This is a genomic window from Methanocella sp., assembly GCF_035506375.1.
In the GTDB taxonomy this organism is placed as follows: domain Archaea; phylum Halobacteriota; class Methanocellia; order Methanocellales; family Methanocellaceae; genus Methanocella.
Genome location: NZ_DATJPM010000021.1, coordinates 1 through 18,105 on the forward strand (window position 1 = coordinate 1; position 18,105 = coordinate 18,105).

Consider the following 18,105-nt stretch of genomic DNA (forward strand, 5'->3'; position numbering starts at 1 on the left):
GGAATAATTCAACACAGCAAATTTATTAAAAATTAGTTGGTGCCGCCTGGTGATTAAATAAAAATTCCGTGCGGCCTGGTGTAAACTTGGTGCCACTTGTAAGCACATGGTTTCAACCACACCAAGTTTACACCAAGTGGCACTAATAATATTTAATATAAAGATATAAAAAATATTTATAAAAAATGAAAATTGAAAAATAGTTAAGTTTTACTTCTTCCTGAATGCCAGCGCACAGACAGCTCCCAGAGCAGCCAGCACGGCGATCATCGTAAACCCGGGGGTCGCCTGCGGAGTGGCAGTGGCGGCCGGCACGGTCGGCGGCAGGGGGGTCGCATTCATGGGCTTGCCGGTCTGAACGGTCTTCGTCGGTATGGCTAAGCCCGTGAGACCCGTAGCAGAGACATTCGTATAATACGGAGCGGATATGTCCGGATACTGTACCTGGTATGTCGCGTTCGTGGTCGAGTTCAGGTAATCCAGCTTTGACGGTATGACCCAGAAGCTATAATTGCCAGCGCCCGGGACGCTCACGGAGAATGTACCGTCCGCCGCGGGGTTCGTCTTTGTGTCAGTGCCGTCCGGGCTTCGCGCGTAGATCGTGAGGTCCGAGACGCTCTTAACACCAGTCGTATAGGTATTCGGTTCGAAGGTTATAGTGCCGCTGACCGGGACATAGGTCACGTTCGCGGTCGGTGCAGGCGCGATAACTTGTGCGTACGAGGGCACTATCAAAGCGCCCGCTATCATTATTGCCGTTATAAATATTATTAACTGCATTTTAGCCATTGTATATCCCTTGCCACTATATTCTCTTATATACGAAATAAACTTTGTTGTCTTAAGCCTTCATCGGGTTAATATTTTAAACCCTCAAAATGGTGCCTTTTTATAAGCAATTTCATAATATCACGTCGATACTATTGGGTTTCTCTAAAATGCTGAGTTTAATACAATATTTTTTATGTGCCCGGCGTATCGATTAAGCGGAACGACGATAATAAGACCCGGGACTTCATCCTGAACACGACGCCTGAACAGCAGAAAGAACTGGGCATCAATAAATCGACGCTTTGGTATATCCAGAAGAACCTCCGCGAGGGCAAGAAGGTCAAGCTATACGATAAGGTCAAGGCTAAAATTCGTTAATACTAAGGATTACTCTTAATCGATAAGCCTTTATTTTATTATAAAATATTTATATTAAGTTGTTCATGTTATTTCCGTTATTAATATTAGTCAGAAGGGTCTAATTCTATTGATTATTTTTCAAGGCTCCTATGTCTACGAAAATAGATCCAAAAAAGTCTGGTGGCACCTATAATGGTAAAAAATAGAGAGATTATGCGGCCTACATGTGATCATAAGGACCGAATTCGTAAGAAAGCTATTACAAAAAATGATAGTCTTGACACGCGAGAGCTTCCGGGCGGCGATAAACTATTAAGGATCTCCAAGCTGGCTCTGGATAATGCCGTGGACCCGTGTATGTGGGCTGATAAACAGGGGCGCATCGTATATGCGAATGATGCTGCCTGTCGTGCCCTTGGCTTTACGAAGGATGAACTTCTTTCCATGAGAGTATGGGACTTCGATACTTACTACGATGAGAAACGATATTCGCAGGCATGGGATATAGTTAAGCGAGAAGGCTTACTTAAAGCCGAGACAGTGTATTCGAGAAAGGATGGGAGCAGGTTCCCCGTGGAGATATCTGTTTTTTTCCTTGAAAACGAGTACATGGGCAATTTCATCAGGGATATCACCGAGCGCAAGTTAATCATTGGGAAGCTAGAGGAAAATGAGAGATTTTTGAGGGAGGTATTCGAGTGCATCCAGGACGGCATCAGTGTGCTGGATAAGGACTTGAACATCATCCAGGTGAACCCGGCCATTGAAAAACGGTATGGGCACATAACCGGTAAAAAATGCTTCCAGGCCTACCACGGGCGGTCTGCGCCCTGCGAGATGTGCCCGAGCCTCCGGGCCATGAAAACAAGGTCCACGCAAAGGCAGGTCGTGAATGACCTTAAGGGATGGACTGAGATATACGCCTTCCCGCTGGTGAACGACCGGGGGGAGGTGATGGGCATCATCGAGCACGTCCGCGACATCAACGATCGCATGCGGGTCGAAAAGGCGTTACAGGAGAGCGAGGAGAAGTTCCGGCTAGTGGCCGACTTCACCTACGACTGGGAGAGCTGGATCGGCCCGAACGGGGAATACGTGTACATTTCCCCCTCCGCCGAGCGGATCACAGGCTATGATACGGCCGACTTCTACCGAGACCCGGGGTTAACGTTGAAGATCGTACATCCGGACGATCGGGCCGCCTACGAACGCCACCAGGCAGACCATTTTGCGTCTGCCGATAATGCAGCCCGCATCGATTTCCGCATCACAACGGCACACGGCGAGACCCGGTGGATCAGCCACGAGTGCCAGCCGGTGTTCGGAAAGGACGGAAAATGGCTTGGTCGCCGGGCCAGCAACCGGGACATCACCGAGCGCAAGCTGGCCGAGGAAGCGTTAATTGTAGCTAAGCAGCAGGCCGAGCTGTACCTCGACCTCATGAGTCACGACATCAACAACATGCACCAGGTGGCTTTGGGTTACCTGGAACTGGCCAAGAGTATGCCTCCGGGCGAAGAGCAGGCGAAACTACTGGATAAGCCCGAGGAGGTGCTGCATCGTAGCACCCAGCTCATCAGTAACGTGAGGAAGCTGGAAAAGCTCCGGAATGGATTGCTCTTATTACAGGATGTAGACGTTTGTCAGGTGCTCCGGGACGTGCAGAGTGAGTACGGGTCGGTGCCGAATAAGCGGGTCACGCTGCACTTGAATGAGTGCGAACGGTGCATGGTCCGGGCGAACGATCTGCTGTATGACGTCTTCGCTAACCTGGTCAGCAATGCGATCAAGCACACGGGCGAGAGCGCCGATATTCTGATCGACCTGGATACGGTTAGCATTAATGGTGTAAAATATTGCCGGGTGATGGTCGATGACAACGGTCCCGGGATCCCGGACGAAATGAAGGACAGGATCTTCCAGCGATTATTGAAGGGCACGAGCAAGGCAAAGGGTATGGGCCTCGGCCTATACCTGGTGAAGACGCTCGTGGATAGTTACAGCGGCAGAGTATGGGTCGAGGACCGGGTAACCGGCGACTATACGAAGGGCACCCGGTTCGTGGTAACGCTACCCGTCATTGTGTAATATTTTTTATGAAATGCTTTTCATTTTCTTCGCGAATCCCCTTGCGCCTTCGAGGTCGCGAGCATTTGGCCTACCAAGGTTGAACACGATAAACTTTCCCGGGCACCTGTAGTCGCCCACAACGATAGCTCCCTTTTGCTCCAGCGCCTTCGTCGTCGTTTCGATTTCTCGGCCCTTGTTCAAGCCAGCGAGCCAATAAGTGCCGAAGAGGGCGACCTTCTGGCCTTTAAAGTCGTTGGTCTCGATGAACTTCATCATCTCTTGGCCGGGTGTACCCGCGTAGCGCCCACTGCCTAAAAACACTACACAGGCAGCCGGGTCGATCTTTGCGTTTGCCACTTCGACCGGCTTAACGCCCAGTGCCTCCCCCATCGCGTCGGCCAGCTTTTTCGTATTGCCGCTCCGCGAATAATAGATCACCTGATCCATAGGATATACAAGGGAAACATGGTGATTTATATATTATGTTTTGCGGTCGTCATTAAAATAAAAGCTATACGTTTTATATGATAATGGGGATTTGAAAGTTATTATTATAATACAATGGGCATTGGCTATATAATAACATTCTAGGATAATATGTTATTGAGTATTATCCATATTGGAGTAATGCGGGATAAATTATTAATTGGAGTACTGGTTAGATAAGCCGAATAAACGCTTCTTTGCCAAGTTAGTGAGTAGTTAATATTTTATGCTCCGGCGTTCTTAGTGGAATCATGAACGACCAGACGCGGCTCTTCCTTATGAAGCGCTTCCGGGAGTACTACGCGGAGCATCCGGTGCCGGTGCCGCCAGGTTTTACGCAGCGGGAGTGGGGTTTCCTCTACTACGAGGACGTGCCCGACCGGTCCCGCCCGATGCAGATGCACCGCCACAAGTCGTTCAACAGCGCCGCCGAGCTAAATGATTATCTCAAAAGCATGGCGCCGCAGCACGCCTACCATTCGGCCGCCTATTACCAGTACCCGCAGGCGCCCACGATGCTGGAAAAGAAATGGCTAGGGGCGGACCTGATATTCGATCTCGACGCCGACCACCTGCCCAACCCGCCGAAGTCGTACTCGGGCATGCTGGAGATGGTCAAAAAAGAGTTCATCCGCCTCATCGATGAATTTTTACTGGATGACCTGGGCTTCAGCGAGAAGGACATGGACATCGTGTTCTCCGGAGGCCGCGGCTACCATGTCCATATTCGGGACGAGCGCGTGAGGACACTAAAAAGCCCGGAGCGCCGGGAGATCGTGGATTATATCCTGGGCACGGGGCTGGATAGCGGCCGCATTTTCACGAAGGCCACGAAGATCGTGGAGGGCTTTAAAGGCCAGAAGACGACCGGCGTCTGGCAGATCGAGGGTTTCGACGGCGGCATTCCGGGGTATGGGTGGAACCGCCGGGTGGCGTGGTACATATCCGATAAGCTTGCCGATATCGGCCGCCTCGACGATAAAGAGGCTAAAAAAGAGCTTAAAAAATATGAGCTCGATAGCAAACAGGCAGGAGACCTGCTGGCCGTCGCCCGGGAGCCTGCGAAGCTGGATAAGGTCCGAAAGGAGGGGAGGCTCGAGATCAAGGGGAATCTCAAGGGCTTCTTTAAGAACATGCTGGACGGGACCATCGACCAGTTCAAGGTCGACGTGGCGGGAAAGACCGACGAGCCTGTGACGGCGGACATCAAAAGGCTTATACGGCTGCCCGGCTCTATACATGGGGGGTCGTCCTTTGGCGTCGTGCCCCTCACCAGAAAAAAGCTCGAAACCTTTAATCCCCTTGAAGATGCCATAATATTTACTGAAGCGCCCGTGCGGGTGCTGGTCACCAGGCCCCAGGAAGTGGAGATCAAAGGGAAGATCTGGCGCGTCGGCGAGGGCGTCGGGCGGCTGCCCGAGAATGTCGCCATGTACCTGATGTGCCGGGGGAGCGCCGAGTATGAGCCTTGAAGACCTCGTAATGATATTGACAAAGGAGCGGGAGATCGACGAGCTGCAGGAGATAGGCGACTCCTTCTACGATGATGCGGCCGGGTATATTAAAAAGCTCGAGGCTGCCCGGAACGAGGCGACGAATTACCGTGAGGCGGACATGCTCAGCGACGAGCTGAAGAACGCCCGCATGGTGCTCGAGGGAATTTTCGACAGGCGGCGCAGCAAGATCATCGACGCCGCGCTCAACACCGCTTCCGGCATCCGCATGGATGTCAAGGGGCTGACGCAGCGGGAAAAGCCGATGTTCGACGGGATCGTGGCCGCCCTGGAGAGCGGCCGGACGGACGTACTTCTCCCCGTATTAGAGCCCGGCAGGCCCCAAAATCCTTCGAAAAATATATTAGGGGAGACAACCACTAAGGAAAAGCCTATCGAAAATTCCGAAGTTCATAATGATAAAATAAGCGAAGACCTCGTGATGGTCAAAGTGCTCAAAGACATTCCCCGCTTCGTGGGGGTCGATGGGCGGCACTACCACTTATCCGGCGATGACGTGGTCGTTCTTCCGAAGGCGAACGCGCTGGTGCTGTGTAATAAAAACGTCGCCATACCCTTGCAAAATCCGCAGGGGGAGGGATAAACCCTATAAATCCATACGCAAAAAGGTGAATATCATATGAAGATGCCGAAAAAGTACATGACGTATTGTCCGCATTGCAAGACTCACACCGAGCATGAGGTGGAGAAGGTCAAGAAGGGAAGGGCCTCCACTCTCACCAGGATCGAGCGCCAGAAGGCCAGGTCCTTCGGTATCGGCAACCGCGGCAAGTTTTCCAAGGTCCCGGGCGGCGATAAGCCCACCAAGAAGGTCCACATCAGGCTCCGATGCCTCAAGTGCAAGAAGGCCATGATCAAGGAAGGCTTCAGGACACAGAAGTTCGAGCTCATCGAAGAGTAATGACATTTTAAGGAGTTCATATTCATGGAAATTACAAAGAGCAAGTTCCTCAAGGTCAAGTGCAATGACTGCCAGAACGAGCAGATCATCTTCGGGAACGCGACCAGCAGGGTGGACTGCACTGTATGCGGCCGGACCCTGGCCGAGCCGAGTGGCGGCAAGGCGGTCATCAAGACGGAGATCCTAGAAGTTTTAGAGTAGAGGTAAATTCGTATCATGACTAAAGGATGGCCCAACGTCGGGGAACTCGTCGTCTGCACCGTAACCAAGGTCGTCGACTTCGGGGCCTTCGTCGCGCTTGACGAATACGACAATAAGGAGGGCTTGATCCATATATCCGAGGTCGCCTCGGGATGGGTCAAGTATATCCGCGACCACGTGCGCGAAGGGCAGAAGATCGTCTGTAAAGTGCTGGACGTGAACCCCAAGAGGGGCCATATCGACCTTTCTTTCAAGGACGTTAACGAACACCAGCGCCGGGAGACCATCCAGCTCTGGAAGAACGACCAGAAGGCATCCAAGTGGCTCCAGTTCGCGGCCGATGACGCCGGAATACCGCCCGCCGAGCTCGAGGCAATGAAGGATAAGATCCGGGATGAGTTCGGCAACCTGTACGCTATCTTCGAGGACGCGGTCAAGGGCGACATGAAGGCCATCAACAAGCTTGGCTTCTCGCCTAAAGTCGTCGAGGCGATCGTCAAGGTCGCGAAGGATAACGTCAAGGTGCCTTCCGTGGACATATCCGGCTACGTGGACCTGATCTGCCCGGAATCCAACGGCATCGAAGTCATCAAGAAGGCGCTGAAGTCGGCCAACAAGGGCGAAGAAGGCGGCGACGGCATTCTCGTCGAGATCACCTACGTCGGCGCGCCGCGCTATCGTATCCGTGTCGTCGCTCCCGACTATAAGAAGGCCGAGAACATCCTCAAGAACGCCGCCATGGAGGCCATCGAGCAGGTAAAGAAGCACGGCGGCGAGGGCGAGTTCCACAGGCACATGGAAGAGGCGAAGTCCTTCCAATAAGCCTTTTTTCTATTCATGAAGACCAAGATGAAAAAGTGCGCGCAGTGCGGCACCTATACTTTTAATAGCGTATGCCCGAAATGCGGAGGGAAGACTATAAATCCCGTCCCGGCGAGATATTCACCTTTGGATGTCTACGGCAAGTACAGGCGTCTGGCAAAGAAGAAGTGAGCTTTTATTATGAACGAGACAACGGTCGTCGAATATGGCGAAAAGGCCCTGGACACGCCTGTCATGATCGTCGGGCTTCCGGGCATCGGACTGATCGGCAAGCTGGTAGCTGAACACATCATCGGCGAGCTGAAGGCCGAGAAGATCATGGAGATCTTCTCCCCGCACTTACCGCCCCAGGTGAACGTTAACCCCGATGGCACGACAAAGCTGGTCAGCAACGAGGTCTATGCGTATAAAGGAAATGAAAAGACGCCGGACCTGCTTATTCTCGTCGGCGACTATCAGAGCGTGACCAACGACGGCCACTATGAGCTCGCAGGCATTTATCTGGACATTGCCGAGAAATTCAAGGCCCGGCGTATTTATACGCTGGGCGGCTACGGCACGGGCAAGCTCATGGATGTACCGCACGTCCTCTACGCCACGAATAAGGCAGACATCATCGACGAGGTCAAGTCCTACGGCGCCATGTTCAACGAGGGCGAGCTGTCCGGCGGCATCATCGGCGCCTCCGGCCTGATCCTAGGGCTGGGAGAGCTCCGGGGCATCGAGGCGGTCTGTCTCATGGGCGAGACGTCCGGATACCTCGTGGACCCGAAGAGCGCCCAGGCGGTCCTGGCGGTGCTCTCGAAAGCGCTTAACCTGTCGGTCGACACGAAGGAGCTCGAGGCCAGGGCGGCGGAGATCGAGAAGATCATTACCAAGATCAAAGAGATGGAGCAGCAACAGCAGCCCGGGCCGAAGGACTTCACGGCTGAAGACAAGTACATCGTCTGACCACGTAATCCATTTCTTTTTAAACCGCTTCCGTTTTCTTTCGTTTTATCTTCGGGTAACTTTCAGTATTCTATGCCCCTATACTGATTATCGTAAATCCCGATCACTTTACCGGGGGGTGAACACGAATGTGCGACACCTGTGGCTGTGGCAAGAAACCCAAATAAAAAAGATTCAGGGGAGGGTAAAAGCCCTTCCATATCACTATTACTAATAAATGGAATCCATCTGTGTCCTTTTTAGCTCACGCCGGCGCTTTTCCAGGAAGCCATAGACGGCTCCATGGGGCGCCCCGTCGATGAGCATGTTAAGAGCTTCGCGGACCGTCGCAAGCTGCTCGGAGTCGCCGATGATACCTACTGTCTTTCCATAGACAGATATCCTCGCGCCCGTCATCTGCTCGATGACCTCGCGGGTCTTGCCGTTCTTGCCGATAATGCGGCCTTTAAGCCTCTTGAGGTCGGCGGGCGAGTCGGTCATCGTCGAGAGGTCGATGACGTCCAGAACCAGGTCTTCGTTTTCGAGGAGCTTGAGGGCCTTCTCGGGGCTGAACCCGCGGGCGACGGCCTTAATGACCTCGCTGGCCTTGAGCGCCTTGAATGAGTCGTCGCCGGACTCGATGATCACGACCCCGCTCTCGCTGTCCACGTCAAGCATCGCTCCCGTCTTCTCCTCGATGATCTTTTTAATGTTGCCCTCGACGCCGATGATCGCGCCGATACGGTCCTGCGGGACCTTGATGTGCTCCTGCATGATGCTCAATCCTTTTTCATTATGAAGGCGCTAAGCTCCTCCTCGCTGCACTTCGCGCCAGATTTTTTAAAGTATCTCACGACGTTCTTAACGTCACGCGCTAAAAACTCACGCGCCATGGGATGTTCCAGCATGACCGCCTGTCCCATGTCGATGATGACCGGCTTCTCCTCGTAGAGAAGAATATTGTATTCGCTGAGGTCTCCGTGGACGAGCCGGGCTTTCTGGTAAAGCAAGTGCATATATTCGGCTACCACGTCATATACTTGCTGGGGTTGCTCCAGCCGTATATCCTTTAGCCTGGGCGCCGATACGCCATCCTTGCCTATGAACTCCATGATAAGGATATTTCGCTCGCTTATTATGGGCTCCGGCGCCCTCACCCCGACTTCCGCGGCTCTCTCGAGGTTCCTCTGCTCCTTTTTCGTCCAGGCGAACACGATGTCTTTTTTCGTGCCCCGTACGTTGGAAAAGCGGGGGTCCCCGATGAGGTAGTCCTGCATCTTCTGGAAATCGCTGGTGTTAATACGGTAGATCTTGATGGCCAGCTCCCGGCCGTTCTCGCCGATAGCGTGGAATACATCGGCTTCCTTACCCGTCGATACGACGCCGCCCATGGCCGTGATGATGCCCTTACTGGACAGCGTGTAGAGCGTCTTGAGCGTGGGCGTGTCAAAGACTCCGCTCTCTGCTTTCAGGTCGCTCGAGTCCTTGATCTTGAAGTGATATTCATCGATGCGCTTATCGATGCTCTTCATCTTTTTTTCTTGGTCCATATGTATCCGCTTATTTTCTATTCAGCAATGATCGGGCGCACATGCGTACGCTCTCTTCTGAATTATATTTAGGCTTCCAGCCAAGCGCCTTCAGCTTTTTGATCGAAAGGCCCATGAAGGGCACGTCGCCCGCCCATCCCCGCGTGCCGCCAGTATATTCCAGCTTAACATTATTCAGCCCCATCTCCTCCGTAATTATCCGCGCGATGCCCGTAACGTCGATGCGGTCCTCGGAGCCGATGTTATATATGTTCACCGGCCCGCTATTTCTCTCCACTGCGAAGAGCATTGCGTCCACGCAGTCGCCGATGTGCAAATACGACTTCGACTGCCTGCCGTCACCCAGGATGGCCAGCTTCGCCGGGTCGTCCTTCAGTTTTCGGATAAAGTCGTAGATAACGCCATGGGTGCTTCGGTCGCCGATGATATTGGCAAAACGATAGATCCAGGAGGCCATGCCGAACGTATGGCAGTAGGAGCTTATGAGCGCCTCGCAGGCGAGCTTTGACGCCCCGTAAAGCGATATTGGCATCAGGGGGCCGTACTCCTCGGGCGTCGGCACGATCGTCGCCTCGCCATAGATCGTCGACGTGGAGGTGAAGGCGATGTTCTTTATGCCGAGCTCACGCATAGCCTCGAGCACATTATAGGTGGCGATAATGTTCTGTTTCATGTGCACCTTCGTGTTCTCCGCGCCTAGCTTCACGTCCGGGTTCGCAGCCAGGTGATAGACCATATCAGCGCCTTTTATATCCATAATTGGGCCGACCGATATGTCCTTTTTAATAAAGTTGAACCGGTCGTTGGGAAAATGACCGTCGATGAACTCCAGCCGGCCGCCCGACAGGTCGTCGATGACCGTGACTTCGTGGCCCCGCTCGAGCAGCCGGTCCACCAGGTGGCTCCCGATAAACCCTGCTCCGCCCGTTACGACGAATTTCATGTGATACAAGTATGGCGATGTACGTTTAATAATCTATGGGTTCGGCCAATAGGGCGTTTTTATGGATTAATAGACAATCTATAAATAGTGCCGGATAAGTAAGTAAAGTCCGGACTACAAACCAAAATTACCTCGAACGCGGGTATTCGCCCATGAAAAATAAACTCTTTACGATCATCGCCCTCGCGCTGGTCTTCATATCCATTATGCTGCTGGCGGCCGCGATACAGTATTCCAGCGGCCTCATCGGCGCACGGTCTCAGCCCCAGCAGACATATACCAGCGATATTAACATAACGGGTCAGTCAAACCACACAGATAGCGGTGCCGCAGCGTCCAGTAATAACGACTCGTCCGCGAGCCTTACGGTGCCCGAGTTATCGCTTTCCCCGCTTCCCGAGATTGTCAAAGCCCTGGGAGGCCTGCCGGACCTTCTCGATAATTCGCCCTACAGCCCGCTTATCCTGATCGCAATACTGATCGCGCTGATACTGCTGGCCATCATCGGTTATATCCTGTGGCGGAGGCGGAAACGACCCCAAATGCAGCCCGCGGCCAGGCTCGAGCGCGTCCAGGAAAGGCCCGACCTTGATTATCATGAAGGCGACTACAGTATCAGCTTCCCGCAGATACGTGCCCCATTACCGGCCATCTGGGGAATTAACGAGAAGCTGGACGTGGTCGTTCAGGATAAGACCGGGGATAATAATAGCCTGAGCCTTTTAGTCGACTATAAGGTCGTCGGGCATTTCAGGGCTGAACATGGCTCCGCACACGCTGTTCTTGAGCTGGAAAAGGGCGACCACCGTATCACGGTAAGTCCGGAAAACGCTCCAGGCTCTCACGGGTCCTCCTGGGCGGACATCCGGATAGTGGACTACCGGGAAGAGATCGTCCGCATGTTCAACGAAATGTATAGCGCACACATGTCAGGCCACGACGGGACCGGCCAGGAATTAACGGCCCGCGAGCTGGAGCTCGCGATGCGTAAGGGTATGCCGGAAAAAATGATAAAAAGCCTTGGCGACGCCATAATGCTCTTCGAGTACGCGAACTATAGCCTGCATGACATACAGCGAAAGGATTTTGAGGATATGTACATTTCACGTATGGGGCTAATGCCGTCCGCAGGAGGCCAGACATCCAATGTCATATGAACCCGATAAGCCGGTAGAAAAGATATCCGGCGAGGAGGATGCTGTCGATATAAGAAGACAGATATTCATGGGTATCATATACCGTTCAGCCGCGCTTGCGATCTTTGCCGCTTTTATGATCATATATTTCCCCACATCAGAGTATTTCTATCCGGCCGTCTACGCGGCGATAGTACTGTATGTCGGCCTCGTCGCCAGCCTGCTGATCGCGGGAAAAATGTCCCGCCCCCTGACCTATGCGTCGATCCTGCTCGCGGCCACGGTATTCCTGGCGGTGTCGCTTCCCGTCCAGGACTTCTCAACTGCTGTGAAGAGCCTGGAGATACCCGTATTGCTCACGGGCATAATCGCGTCGCTACACTGTCTTTCAAGGGCCTACTCGGAGTTCACGGGCGTCGTAACACGGGCCCTGCTCATCGCGGCTATCGGCCTACTTTATTATTCCGCCTTTACGGCTGTCGACATGCCCGTGCTTTCCCAGCTCACGACGCTCGCCCTCATCGCCTTCGTCTCGATGGCCGTCTATTCGCTGCTCGGCATCTTAAAAAGGCATAGCAACCCGAGTATCGCATACATCGGCGGCCTGTTCTCGAAGATCGAGAGCCCGGCCGTCGTAAGCGTGGCCGTCGCAGTCATCATGACCTACTTTTTGCTCGTCCGGCAATCGTTGACGGGCCTGGGGTCTTTCGGGCTGGGCGTGATCGAATGGGCGGCTTTGAGCGGGATCGTGCTCTTCATCTTCGTGAAGATCCAGTCGACGGCGATCTCCGACGCGGCGCAAAAAGACAAGAACGTATACGGGACGGACGGGGCGTCCTCGGATAAGGCCGAGCTGGACAGGGCTGCGGCGGAGGTCGGAGCCTTCGTCGACGAGGGAAAAAAGGAGGGGCTGGTCATGCTCATGGCGACGGCGCTCATCAATAATAATGTTCCGGAAAACACGGCAGGCCCTATCCTGTCGAAGATCATCGACCATGCGGACATGACCGAGCCGCCGGTTCTTTTTAAGTGGGCCGTCGGTAACATTAACGAGGCCAATCGAAATAATCGTCAGAAGGCCGTCGATGAAATGATGGCCGCCATGGCGGCGGCGATCGATACGACAAAAGAGCATAAGAAGACGGGCGAACACAATAGTGAAAACAGACAGAGGATGTAAGGTCATGGAAATAGACGAGTTTCAAACGTTATCCGGCAGGATACTAAAGGCGACGTGCAGCGTTTTCGTCGGCGACGGCATCGTCGTGCAAAAGATGCTCTGCGCGGCCCTCGCCGGGGGCCACGTGCTGTTCGAGGATAACCCCGGCCTGGGGAAAACCCTGCTTGCGAAGGTCTTTGCCCGGGTATCGGGCTGTGACTGGGGGCGAGTACAGTTCACTCCCGACATGATGCCTGGCGATATCATCGGCGCACGGATCTGGAAAGACGCGAAGACGGGCTTCGTCCTGGAAAAAGGGCCCGTGTTCACGAATATCCTGCTGGCGGACGAGATTAACCGGGCGCCGCCGAAGACCCAGTCGGCCCTGCTCGAGGCCATGGAAGAGAGGCAAGTGACCATTGAGGGCACGACCTACCGGCTCGAACGGCCATATTTTGTCATCGCGACCGAGAACCCCATCGAGCTCGAAGGAACTTTCCCCCTGCCGGAAGCCCAGCTTGACCGGTTCATGCTTAAGATGTCCACGGGATATGTCAAGACTGTGGAACAGGAAAGCGAAATTCTCCGGCGCCGCATTACCTGGAAGGCGGATGACCCTACGTCCCGGATCGAAAACGTAGTTAACCGGAACCAGATCATCGCCATGCAGGACCTCGTAGAGTCCAGGGTCTATGCCGACGGCCAGATACTGGATTATGTGAGCCAGATCGTCCGGGCGACCCGGGAGCATCCGGCTGTCGAAGTCGGGGCAAGCCCGCGTGGAGCGCTCTCTCTGCTAAAGCTATCGCGGGCGTATGCCGCAATGTGCGGCAGGGACTTCGTCACGCCCGACGACGTCAAGCCATTCGTTTATGAGGCTCTCTCCCACCGGGTGATCATGGGCATCGAATACCAGATCGAGGGAAATATCACTCCCCGGTCCATTATCGGCGAGATCATGTCCTCCATCGAGCCTCCTAAGGACTACGTACGGCAGGGCTTTATAAAGCGGTAGGCGCGTGAGGGAGCGGGATATCGACGTTTTCCAGAAACATGGTCGATGAGGCGGGCTTTTTCCTGGCCTTCCTAATCGTCGGCATCGTCTTCGGCAACATTATAATGATATACGTATCCCTGGTGCCGTTCCTCTTCCTGCTCCTGTCCATGGCATACCACACAAAATACGATATAACCATCAGCCGGAACGAGAAGGTCATCAAAGCCCGCCTGAACGAGACAGTCCATGTGTCCATGACCATCAACACGAACGGCGGCACAGGCATCTATACGATCTACGACCCGCTTCCGGATCACCTGAGCCTCGTGAAGGGAAATAACTTTCACGTCTACTGGAATGACGGGCGGAAGCGCCCCGTTGAGCTGTCCTATGACGTCGAAGGCACGAAGCGCGGAATATATACCCTGGGGCCTGCGCACATCGAATGTTATCATAACTCCTGGATCGAGCAGCCCGTTTCCAGCATCGACGAGAAAGCGACCCGGCTCATCGTCGACCCGGAACGGCAGAACATCAAGAAAATGCGGGACCCCCGGCTCCTGTCCAGCATGCCCGTGCCCATCGGGGCGGTCAGCAAGCTCGGGCAGAGGACGACGGACTTTACCGAGATCCGCGGATACCGGCCAGGCGACCCGTACCGTACTATCAACTGGAAAGCGACGGCCAGGTTCTCGATGGCCGCCGACCAGAAGCCGTACGTGAACGAGTATGAGAAAGAAGGAAAAAAGACCGTATTCATTTTCGTGGACGCTGGAGCCTGGGCCGGGCACGGCCCCGAGGCGGACCACGTCTATGAGCACGTGGCCAGGGCCGCGTCGGGCATCGCGTCGTTCTACCTGGAAAGGAACATGCGTGTCGGCGCATACATCTATAACTATGGCGAGCTTATAGTGCCCGATACGGGGAAAAAACAGGCATCGATCATACTCAAGGACCTGCTCGAAATACGGCCTGGAAGCCGCGATGGCGACAACGGTTTAAAAAAAGCCGTGAAAGAATGCTCGGGCCACCTGATGGGTACAATACCCCTTTTTATCATCATTACCATGGCCGGAAGTAAAAACGCCCGCGACATTATCGAGGGCATCAAGTCCATGCGTAAATATTCGCCGGGCGCCAGGATACCGCACATTACACTATTACACATCAAAGGCTATAACCTGGAGGCGCAAGGGCCGGCCGAAGAGACCGGGGCTTCGCTCCTCGAGTTCGATAACCTGCCATACGTAAACACTATAAAAAAGACCGGCGCGCTCGTCGTCCAGTGGGACCCGCGGACCAGCAGCCTGAGCCAGATCATGATGGCCGGCTTCGGGAGGCGCTCACGATGAAGGGCGACGGGAGTATTGTATCTACGGACATCGTTGATGTAATGCCCGCTATGATCGCCGTATTAATGCTGGCCGTCGCATTCCTGACCTTCACCTATGACCGGCTCTTTAACACCTTTCTCAGGCTGGCAAACGTGAGCGTTCCGCCGCATAGCGAGATACTATGGCTCGCCCTCATCGTGACATTATCAGGGCTCCTGCTGTCATTTTTCCGGATATGGCCAAGCGAGGTTATAAGGGCGGCCACATATCTGGCCTGGCTGCTCTACCTGCCGTCGGTCCTGTATTATTCGGGCATCGACGTCTTCCGTATACTAAGCATATCGGCGAACTTCGGGATCTTCTCCAGCGATCTGTCTTTTACGGTCATCGCCATGACCGGCATACTGCTGGCATGCTTAAGCCTGGCGGGTCGCGCCTTAAGCCGGCTAAAAAAAGAGCGGGAATCTTACCTCTCCAGGGGCGCGGACAGGCCGGAGGTTCGCCGGGCGCTTTTCCATAATGCGATGTTCGAGATCCGGCTGGTCGTGGTCGCAGGAGCCGTAACGGCCATATTCGCCTACATGGCGCAGTACGCCGGACAGAACATGCAGGCGATATTAAAATCCGTCGGTTTTTCTTATTTACTGGCCGGGCTCGCGGCCATCGTGCTGCTCGTCCTCGTCCTCATACTGTTCCTGTGGCCCCATAAAAATGGTGAAAAAGGATAAGATAAGTAATATTACATTACTATATGGCCCATACCATGAGAAAGACCAAGATAGTTTGTACGATCGGCCCCGCCTGCGAAACGCAAGAAAAGCTGGAGGCGCTTATCAAGGCGGGCATGAACGTCGCACGCCTCAACATGTCCCACGCGACCCACGAGTATCACGCGAACCTCATTAAGAACATCCGCTATGTATCGGAAGCACTGGACCGTCCGGTCGGCATTCTCATGGACCTGCAGGGGCCCAAGATACGCATCGGCACGCTGAAGGAAAATGTCATCCTGAAGCCCGGGCAGAAGTACATTATCACCACCCGGGACGTTCCCGGCAACTCAAAGGAAGTCCACGTACCGTTCAAGGACCTGCCTCAATCCGTGGCCTCCGGCCAGACCCTGCTCATCGACGACGGCCTGATCGAGCTGACCGTCGAGGAAGTCAAAGGCAGCGACATTATCACACAGGTCGTCCGGGGCGGAGAGCTCAAGAATAACAAGGGAATAAACCTGCCCCAGTCGACCATCAATACCCGGTCCATCACGGACAAGGACGTCGAGGACCTGATGTTCGGCCTCGACCAGCATGTCACGATGATCGCCATGTCCTTCGTGCGGACTCCGCAGGACGTGCTGGACCTGCGCAGGATCATCGAGGACAACCAGGCCGACATACCCATCATCGCCAAAATTGAGAAGCACGAGGCCGTCAAGAACATCGACGGCATCATCGACGTGGTTAACGGCATCATGGTCGCCAGGGGGGACCTCGGCATTGAAATACCGATGGCCGAAGTGCCCATCGTCCAGAAGATGATTATCTCAAAATGTAACGCCAAGGCCATACCGGTCATCACGGCGACCCAGATGCTCGACTCCATGATCCGGAACCCCATACCGACACGGGCCGAGGCGACGGACGTCGCCAACGCCGTCTTCGACGGGACGGACGCGTTGATGCTTTCGGGCGAGACGGCCTTCGGCGAATACCCGGTTAAAGCGGTAGAGACCATGGCCAGGATCGCGGAATACACCGAGGCTTCCTCTTATTATAAGCATGCTATAGCGGCCAAGACGCCTCACCCATCGCTATCTATCACCGATTCGGTCGCCTTCGCGACGGCAGAAGCCGCCCGCAACCTGAAGGCTCAGGCGATCATCACTGCCACGCAAACAGGCTACTCCGCGAGAAAAGTATCTAAATATAAGCCGCAAATTCCGGCCTACGCCGTTACCAGCAACAGGGACGTAATTGAACAGCTCACGGTATCGTGGGGCATATTTCCGGTGCATATCGGGCAGCCCCCCGACCTCGACGGGCTCATCGAAGAATCCGTGGACACATGCATTAAAAAAGGTTATATTAAAAACGGCGATCTGGTCGTCATCACGGCCGGCATACTGACCGGCATACCTGGAGGTACTAACATCATGAAGATACACGCAGTCGCAAAAGAGATGGCACAAGGGATGGGTATCGGAAAGGGAATCGTGAAAGGCATCGTCCGGATCATAGCGTCGCCCGGCGACTTCAGCAGCATTGAAAAGGGCGACATCATCGTCATCAAGGAAGCCGACATCGACCGCATCGAGGACATAAAGAAGGCGTCCGCCATATTGAGCGAGGAGAGCGGGCTCACCTCGTTCAGCGCCATCATCGGCCGTGAGATGAACATACCCGTCGTCGTGGGCATAAAAGGCGCAACTTCAAAGTTCAAGGACGGCTTGAAGGTCACGATCGACACGGTAAGCGGCCTCGTTTATGAAGGCTACATTAATCTGCCAGGGGATTAGAGCGGCAGCGCCTGGCGAAATCGTTATATAGAAAAAATACCTTTGTAGAGCCACCCATTTCCAGGTATATCGGTGAACGAGGAATTCAACTCGAAAGCTATATATACTAAAATGAGTGTATGTATGTCTCGCATGCGGCATGCGCCGAATGCAAGCATCTTGTGAGAGCCCGTCTTAAAAGCTGACTGGCTTGATTTTCGCCCGTGATTAACGAGCAGAAAGTTATAAATAAAAACATATCATAGTATTAAATCTCGACAAAAGTCGGGATGTTAATGAGGATTCGAGGGGCGCACTCTTTTTGGGGGTGTGGTCGCGTTTCTGATGTTTGGTTGGTTGTTCGAGTAATTTTCTTGGTCGGTGAAAGCATCCTCTTTGGGGGGTGTTTTTGCGTAGGCAAGAACTCACTAATTCCT

20 protein-coding genes are annotated in these 18,105 nt (G+C 53.9%); 15 read left to right on the forward strand and 5 right to left on the reverse strand.

Features of this window, described 5'->3' with window-relative positions:
- Positions 1 to 210 precede the first annotated feature (210 nt).
- Positions 211 to 750, reverse strand: coding sequence for a hypothetical protein (locus tag VMC84_RS02295; protein ID WP_325377736.1), 540 nt, complete (start codon positions 748 to 750; stop codon positions 211 to 213).
- Positions 751 to 966: 216 nt separating this feature from the next.
- Between VMC84_RS02295 and VMC84_RS02300 the strand changes: the two genes are divergently transcribed.
- Together VMC84_RS02300 and VMC84_RS02305 are read left to right on the forward strand one after the other, a co-directional pair.
- Entirely contained in the window at positions 967 to 1,149 is a 183-nt protein-coding gene (locus VMC84_RS02300) for a hypothetical protein (protein WP_325377738.1), read from the forward strand.
- 195 nt (positions 1,150 to 1,344) lie between these two features.
- The gene (locus VMC84_RS02305; protein ID WP_325377773.1) at positions 1,345 to 3,219 is read left to right on the forward strand and encodes a PAS domain S-box protein; all 1,875 of its coding nucleotides are present in this window, start codon (positions 1,345 to 1,347) and stop codon (positions 3,217 to 3,219) included.
- 6 nt (positions 3,220 to 3,225) lie between these two features.
- On the opposite strand, the gene VMC84_RS02310 is transcribed toward VMC84_RS02305, so the two are convergent.
- A complete protein-coding gene (locus VMC84_RS02310) occupies positions 3,226 to 3,648 on the reverse strand; it encodes a flavodoxin family protein (protein ID WP_325377740.1) in 423 nt (140 codons plus the stop codon).
- Positions 3,649 to 3,938: 290 nt separating this feature from the next.
- On the opposite strand from VMC84_RS02310, the gene priS reads away from it, so the two are divergent.
- The 7 genes from priS to VMC84_RS02345 are packed head-to-tail and all read left to right on the forward strand — an operon-like array spanning position 3,939 to position 8,076.
- The gene (gene priS / locus VMC84_RS02315) at positions 3,939 to 5,159 is read left to right on the forward strand and encodes a DNA primase catalytic subunit PriS (protein ID WP_325377742.1); all 1,221 of its coding nucleotides are present in this window, start codon (positions 3,939 to 3,941) and stop codon (positions 5,157 to 5,159) included.
- Positions 5,149 to 5,784, forward strand: coding sequence for a hypothetical protein (locus tag VMC84_RS02320; RefSeq protein WP_325377744.1), 636 nt, complete (start codon positions 5,149 to 5,151; stop codon positions 5,782 to 5,784). Before priS ends, VMC84_RS02320 begins: the two co-directional genes overlap by 11 nt.
- 36 nt (positions 5,785 to 5,820) lie before the next feature.
- Positions 5,821 to 6,102, forward strand: a complete 282-nt coding sequence (locus tag VMC84_RS02325; RefSeq protein WP_325377745.1) for a 50S ribosomal protein L44e — start codon at positions 5,821 to 5,823, stop codon at positions 6,100 to 6,102.
- Between the two features lie 24 nt (positions 6,103 to 6,126).
- Positions 6,127 to 6,303, forward strand: a complete 177-nt coding sequence (locus VMC84_RS02330) for a 30S ribosomal protein S27e (RefSeq protein ID WP_325377747.1) — start codon at positions 6,127 to 6,129, stop codon at positions 6,301 to 6,303.
- A gap of 15 nt (positions 6,304 to 6,318) precedes the next feature.
- On the forward strand, positions 6,319 to 7,125 hold the full coding sequence (locus tag VMC84_RS02335; RefSeq protein ID WP_325377750.1) for a translation initiation factor IF-2 subunit alpha: 807 nt from the start codon (positions 6,319 to 6,321) through the stop codon (positions 7,123 to 7,125).
- Between the two features lie 15 nt (positions 7,126 to 7,140).
- The gene (locus tag VMC84_RS02340; protein ID WP_325377752.1) at positions 7,141 to 7,296 is read left to right on the forward strand and encodes an RNA-protein complex protein Nop10; all 156 of its coding nucleotides are present in this window, start codon (positions 7,141 to 7,143) and stop codon (positions 7,294 to 7,296) included.
- Positions 7,297 to 7,305: 9 nt separating this feature from the next.
- Complete coding sequence (locus tag VMC84_RS02345; protein ID WP_325377754.1) at positions 7,306 to 8,076, forward strand: proteasome assembly chaperone family protein; 771 nt, start codon at positions 7,306 to 7,308, stop codon at positions 8,074 to 8,076.
- A 210-nt stretch (positions 8,077 to 8,286) separates the two neighbouring features.
- Here VMC84_RS02345 and VMC84_RS02350 read toward each other — a convergent pair whose 3' ends face one another.
- Genes VMC84_RS02350 through VMC84_RS02360 form a run of 3 tightly spaced genes read right to left on the reverse strand, consistent with a single transcriptional unit; the run spans position 8,287 to position 10,548 of the window.
- Positions 8,287 to 8,829: a KH domain-containing protein gene (locus tag VMC84_RS02350; protein WP_325377775.1), complete on the reverse strand. Its 543-nt coding sequence runs from the start codon at positions 8,827 to 8,829 to the stop codon at positions 8,287 to 8,289.
- Between the two features lie 5 nt (positions 8,830 to 8,834).
- Positions 8,835 to 9,605, reverse strand: a complete 771-nt coding sequence (locus VMC84_RS02355; RefSeq protein ID WP_325377756.1) for a serine protein kinase RIO — start codon at positions 9,603 to 9,605, stop codon at positions 8,835 to 8,837.
- Between the two features lie 10 nt (positions 9,606 to 9,615).
- Positions 9,616 to 10,548, reverse strand: a complete 933-nt coding sequence (locus VMC84_RS02360; RefSeq protein WP_325377758.1) for an NAD-dependent epimerase/dehydratase family protein — start codon at positions 10,546 to 10,548, stop codon at positions 9,616 to 9,618.
- 152 nt (positions 10,549 to 10,700) lie between these two features.
- Between VMC84_RS02360 and VMC84_RS02365 the strand changes: the two genes are divergently transcribed.
- Genes VMC84_RS02365 through pyk form a run of 6 tightly spaced genes read left to right on the forward strand, consistent with a single transcriptional unit; the run spans position 10,701 to position 17,689 of the window.
- Entirely contained in the window at positions 10,701 to 11,705 is a 1,005-nt protein-coding gene (locus tag VMC84_RS02365; protein WP_325377760.1) for a hypothetical protein, read from the forward strand.
- Complete coding sequence (locus VMC84_RS02370; RefSeq protein WP_325377763.1) at positions 11,695 to 12,864, forward strand: hypothetical protein; 1,170 nt, start codon at positions 11,695 to 11,697, stop codon at positions 12,862 to 12,864. Before VMC84_RS02365 ends, VMC84_RS02370 begins: the two co-directional genes overlap by 11 nt.
- Positions 12,865 to 12,868: 4 nt before the next feature.
- Positions 12,869 to 13,858 (forward strand): MoxR family ATPase, encoded by a 990-nt coding sequence (locus VMC84_RS02375; protein WP_349256732.1) that lies wholly within the window; start codon positions 12,869 to 12,871, stop codon positions 13,856 to 13,858.
- 38 nt (positions 13,859 to 13,896) lie between these two features.
- Positions 13,897 to 15,192: a DUF58 domain-containing protein gene (locus tag VMC84_RS02380; RefSeq protein WP_325377767.1), complete on the forward strand. Its 1,296-nt coding sequence runs from the start codon at positions 13,897 to 13,899 to the stop codon at positions 15,190 to 15,192.
- Positions 15,126 to 15,902, forward strand: coding sequence for a hypothetical protein (locus tag VMC84_RS02385; protein WP_325377769.1), 777 nt, complete (start codon positions 15,126 to 15,128; stop codon positions 15,900 to 15,902). The genes VMC84_RS02380 and VMC84_RS02385 overlap by 67 nt, the downstream gene beginning before the upstream one ends.
- 35 nt (positions 15,903 to 15,937) lie before the next feature.
- Positions 15,938 to 17,689 carry a pyruvate kinase gene (gene pyk, locus VMC84_RS02390; protein ID WP_325377771.1) on the forward strand — a complete coding sequence of 584 codons (1,752 nt, stop codon included), beginning with the start codon at positions 15,938 to 15,940 and terminating at the stop codon, positions 17,687 to 17,689.
- Positions 17,690 to 18,105 lie beyond the last annotated feature (416 nt).